A 4,872-nucleotide genomic window follows, 5' to 3' on the forward strand; every position below is an offset into this window, starting at 1 on the left:
TGCTTCGCCCGATCCACGGCATCGGCGACATCGGCGCGCGGGATGCGATGCAACCCGGCGCAGTGGCGCAGATACTCGTCGACGCGCAGCTCGGGATAGAGCGGCGGGCGCTCCGGCAGATAGCCCAGATGTCGCTTGGCCGCAACCGGGTGCCGCGCAAGATCGATGTCCAGAATCTCGACCCGCCCGCCGCTGGGCGCAAGTGTCCCGCTCAGCAGGCGCAGACAGGTGGTCTTGCCGGCCCCGTTCGGCCCGAGCAGGCCCAACACCTCGCCCTGCCGCAGCTCGAAATCGAGGCCGCACAAGGCCCGACGGGCTCCGAAGCGGCGGCTGAGATCGGTGACGCGGGCGAGTGTGTCCATGACGACGGAACGATACCCTGTGCTTGCGGCATTGCCAAACCGCTCCCTATCGGATCGGTGGACGGATCGACGATCACCTTGAATAATGCCGGGGAATCATCCCGACCCCCGGAACAGAGAATCGCACATGTGGCTGAACCTGGTTTTCCTGTTGTTGCTCGCACTTATCATCATGCCCACGGCCGTTCTGCTCTTCGGGGTCACACGGTGGCAGGCCGGCACGACACGCCTGCAATCACGTCTCGAGGCCGGCCGCGGGAGGATCATCCCCAACACCTATGACTCGAGCGAGCTGGAGGGGCTTCCCGCGCCCGTGCAGCGCTACTTTCTCGAGAGCTTAAAGGACGGCCAGCCCATCATCTCCGCCGCCGAGCTGGGGCTCGCAGGCGAGATCGACCTCGGCCGCGGTCAGGGCAAATGGTACCCAGCAACCGCGACCCAATCGGTGGTCATGCAGCGTCCGGGATTCCATTGGGACGCCCGGGTACGCATCGCCCCGGCGACCAAGGTTTTCGTGCTCGATGCCTATATCGCCGGCACGGGCGTGTTGAAGGCCGCGCTCTTCGGCCTCTTCCCGGTCGTAAAGGTCCCGAGCAGCCCGGAGCTGACACATGCCGAGCTGATGCGCTTCCTTGCCGAAGCGCCCTTGTACCCGACCAAGCTCCTGCCGAGCCAAGGGGTGGTTTGGGAGCCGATCGACGATCGCTCGGCCCGCGCCACGCTCGCCGACGGCGATCTGAGCGTGTCGCTCGTCTTCGACTTCGACGAGGCCGGTCTGATCGGCGGCGTGCGCGCGAGCGGGCGTTACCGCGCGCTGGACGGCAAGATGGTCCAAACCCCCTGGGAGGCCAGCTTCTCGGAGTACAAGGACCGCAGCGAGATGCGGATCCCGGTGCAGGCCGAGGTCGCCTGGATTCTTCCGGAGGGGCGCACGCCCTACTGGCGGGGTCGGGTGACCGAGGTGATGTACAAATTCTCCGCCTGAGCGGCGTCGTTTGCGGGTGAGGTCGGTTACGGCAGACTCCGCTCGAGCGCCTTCGAGCGGGCGAAACGCTGATATGTCCACTGCTTTTCGTACGCGCGCTCGAGGGTGTAGAGGAGCGAATTCATCATCCTTTGAGGCAGGACCACGGCGTCGGTCCGCAGGACTTCGCGGCCGTTCTCCTCGAAGAAGAGCAGCGCGGGGAGATGCGACAACCCCGTCGCGGCGTACCACGCCGCCGGCGTCCTCCGTGTACCGTCGGGCGCCAGCACAGGTGTCTCGGCGTCGCCGGCGTCGAGCCGGACGATCTCGAAACCCGCCAACAGCCGGCGTACCCGGGGCAGAGCCAGCACCTCGGTGTGGAAGGCCTCGCACCCGGCGCAACCGTCGGTCTCGAAGATCACGAGCAAGGGCTGCCGGGCCGCGATGCGGCTTCGATCCAAGGCATACGGGGGAGCACTGAAGAGCGGATCGGGCGCCAAGCTGTAGGTCGATCGCACCGTCTCGGACTTACGCACGCGCTCGGCAATAAAATCGCGAAAGGATTGCCCCCGATCATAAGCGACCTCCAGGTAGTCCAGCTCCAGCCCGAAGCGCTCCGGGTCTCGATAGCCGACCGCGCGATACAGGGGCTCGCCGTTCGTGCCGTAGAAGAGCAGGGTCGGCGCGAACCCGGCCCCCTCGCGCTCGGCAAACGCCTTCACACGCATCGGCTCGCCGCCGGGGCCGACCATCTCCGCGTCGCTGAACATCTCTAATCCGATGGCATCGAACCTGGATTTCACCCTGGCGGCGATCGCCTCGTCGCCGAGGGTCCGGCGGATGAACTGCGCACAGTAGGAACAGCCCTCGGTCGTGAACAGCACCATGATCCCCTCTTTACCCTCTGCCTCCGCATCGGCAAGGTCGTCGCGTAGATCCAGAAAACTCACCTTGAACCAGTCCGGATAGGCGACGTGCGCGAGCGCGGAGTCATCGAAGTCTCTCGCCGAGACGACGGAAGGAGCTGCAAACCAAAAGAGCACGAGCCACAGGAGCATGAGCCGGAAGCGCAGGACGAGCAAAGAAGGGTAGGCAATATGACGGGGCATAGCGGACATCCGATTTCATTGATTTTCCAACAGTATAGGGATCCTCGCGTCGATCAGGGCCGGCGTCGTCGAAGCGTCGTCAAAAGGTCGTTTTGTCGCCAGCCGTCGTTTTGACCGGGCTGCTACACATACCCTATAGCCCGGGCAAGGCGCTCGGGTTGTATCTCGGCATCACCCGCAACGGCAAGACACAAAAACCGGGTACCCTGGCGGGTGCGCAAAACCTGCCGATCGAGTGGCTGACGGTCGACAACGGCGGCACGCTGCGTTCGCCCGAGTCGTTGCGTCGCTTGACGGTCTTGGCGGAGATCGACCCGGAGGCGCCGCAGATCGCCTTCTGCAACGCCGGTCACAATTCCGCGCTCGGGTGGTTCGTCGCGAGCGAGCTGCTGGGCAATACGCAGGCGCGACTCTATGACGGCTCGATGGCGCAGTGGAGTCGGCTGGAAGAGCGGCCCGTCGAGCGAAAAATTGCCGTCGCCGAATGACGGGGCGCGAGCGGCGGTGACCAGTGGTTGGTTGTCCGCCGCGCAAGATTCGGAGGATGGCGGCGACCGGCGCAAGGTGCTCAGTCCGGCAGTCCGGCGCGCCGCAGATCCTCCAGGAAACGATCGCGATAGATCGGATCCTTGATCGGAAAGGCGCGTCGGACATGCGACACGGAGAAGGCCGGGTCCAGCGCCAGGATCTCGCGGGTCTCCCACTCGGCATCCCCGGGTCGATCGGCCGCGGCATAAGCCGCCGCGAGCCAGACGCGACTCAATTGAAAACTCGGACTCATCTCGACGGCGGCCTCGAAATCGGCCAAGGCCCGGTCGATGTCGCCGCTCTCGTAGTGGAGCGCCCCGCGCACGAGTCGGTAGATTGCCGGCACGCGGGGATTCAGACGGACCGCCCGCTCCATGCTGACCCATCCGTCGTCGGCTCGACCTGCGAAGTGAAGGATCCAGGCCAGCAACGCATGGGCATCGGCGTAGTTGGGCTTGATCGCGATCGCCTCCTCGGCGCTGCGCATGGCGGCTGCATAGTTGCGTCGAAACAGCTCGATCTGGCCTTGGACGAAATGGATTTGAGGGACCATCGGATCGAGCGACCTCGCTTTGGCGATCAACTCTTCCGCCTTCGCGAGCCCGTCCTCCGCACCGAGGTCCCATCCGTCGAACGCATCGCGCCCATAGACCAGTGCGAGGCCGGCATAGGCACGGGCGAATTCCGGGTCGATGGCAATTGCTCGGCGGTAGTGATCGATCGCCATTTGGGTATCCTGGAGCGAACGTCTTCCATGGTGGTCGAGTCCGCGCAGAAAGGCATCGTATGCCTCGATGCTCGGGACGTGACTGCGACCCAACCTCGCGCGATCGCTCGGGGCAATCTCGACCTCGATCGCCGAGAGGATGCTGGCCGCGATCTCGTCCTGCAGCGCGAAAAGGTCATCGATCCGCAGGTCATAGCGTTCCGCCCAAAGATTGCTGCCGCGCAGACCATCGACGAGCCGCACATTGATCCGAATCCGGTCCGCGGAACGTTGAACACTGCCTTTGAGGACATATTCGGCGCCGAGCTCGCGAGCGATCGTACGCTCGTCTTCGGTGCTGCCCCGATAGGCAAAGGCGGAATTGCGGGCGACCACCCAGAGGCTCGAGAGCTTCGACAGATCGGTAATCAGGTCTTCGGTGATCCCGTCGGCGAAGTAATCCTGCTCCGGAACGGCGCCTAGGTTAACGAAGGGTAGCACCGCGATTCCGGGGGTCTGTGCCGGTGCCGGAACCGTGCCCCCGCCATCGGACAGCGTTGGATCGCCACCGTTCGGGAGAACAAGCCAGACACCGATCAAGACGAGCGCGACGAACGGAATCAGGACGCGAAAGGCGATCGACGATCGGGGCTGTGCAGCACGCCCGGCGGTGAGATGCGGCTCGTCGGGCACCCCGCCGTGGACCTCGGCGATCAGGCGGTAGCCGCTCTTGGAAAGTGTCTCGATGTAGTGCGGGTGACGGGCCTCATCGCCCAGCGCCTTGCGCAGCTTGATGATGGCGCTGGTCACCGCATCGTAGGTCACGACCATCCCGGACCATGCCTCCGCCTCCAACTCCTCGCGCGAGACCACGGCCCCCGGCCGCGCGGCGAGAAAACAGAGGACCTGCATGACCTTCGGCTCGAGCTTGACCCTCCTAGTCCCGCGACGGATCTCGTTGGAGCGTGGATGGACCTCCCAGTCGCCGACGGCGAAGGGTGTTTCAAGCCGCGAAAAGGTGTCCGGATCGGGGATCGTCGCCAAGGGTCAAGCCTCTATCGGCGTTGATTCGAGTCGCGTTCGTCTTAAGTTTAGACGGTGACCGAGGTCTTTCTCCCCACGCGGCGCACGCATACGCCACTGCCCCCGCCGCGCCCGCAACCCCGGCCGGCCTCGCTCATCACCCCGGCCACGTCGCCGATG

General features: G+C 64.9%; 5 protein-coding genes. 2 read left to right on the plus strand and 3 right to left on the minus strand.

From position 1 onward, the window contains the following. A partial coding sequence (locus VLR48_RS18510; RefSeq protein WP_325293196.1) for an ATP-binding cassette domain-containing protein occupies positions 1-362 on the minus strand: 362 nt, incomplete at its 3' end. 127 nt (positions 363-489) lie between these two features. Between VLR48_RS18510 and VLR48_RS18515 the strand changes: the two genes are divergently transcribed. Next, positions 490-1,347, plus strand: a complete 858-nt coding sequence (locus VLR48_RS18515) for a DUF6920 family protein (RefSeq protein WP_325293197.1) — start codon at positions 490-492, stop codon at positions 1,345-1,347. Positions 1,348-1,373: 26 nt separating this feature from the next. On the opposite strand, the gene VLR48_RS18520 is transcribed toward VLR48_RS18515, so the two are convergent. Continuing rightward, the gene (locus tag VLR48_RS18520) at positions 1,374-2,435 is read right to left on the minus strand and encodes a thioredoxin family protein (RefSeq protein WP_325293198.1); all 1,062 of its coding nucleotides are present in this window, start codon (positions 2,433-2,435) and stop codon (positions 1,374-1,376) included. Between the two features lie 110 nt (positions 2,436-2,545). On the opposite strand from VLR48_RS18520, the gene VLR48_RS18525 reads away from it, so the two are divergent. Then, the gene (locus tag VLR48_RS18525; RefSeq protein WP_325293199.1) at positions 2,546-2,923 is read left to right on the plus strand and encodes a sulfurtransferase; all 378 of its coding nucleotides are present in this window, start codon (positions 2,546-2,548) and stop codon (positions 2,921-2,923) included. An 80-nt stretch (positions 2,924-3,003) separates the two neighbouring features. On the opposite strand, the gene VLR48_RS18530 is transcribed toward VLR48_RS18525, so the two are convergent. Further along, positions 3,004-4,713 (minus strand): winged helix-turn-helix domain-containing tetratricopeptide repeat protein, encoded by a 1,710-nt coding sequence (locus VLR48_RS18530; RefSeq protein WP_325293200.1) that lies wholly within the window; start codon positions 4,711-4,713, stop codon positions 3,004-3,006. Between the last annotated feature and the right edge of the window lie 159 nt (positions 4,714-4,872).

This window comes from Thiocapsa sp. (assembly GCF_035467215.1).
Classification (GTDB): Bacteria; Pseudomonadota; Gammaproteobacteria; order Chromatiales; family Chromatiaceae; genus Thiocapsa.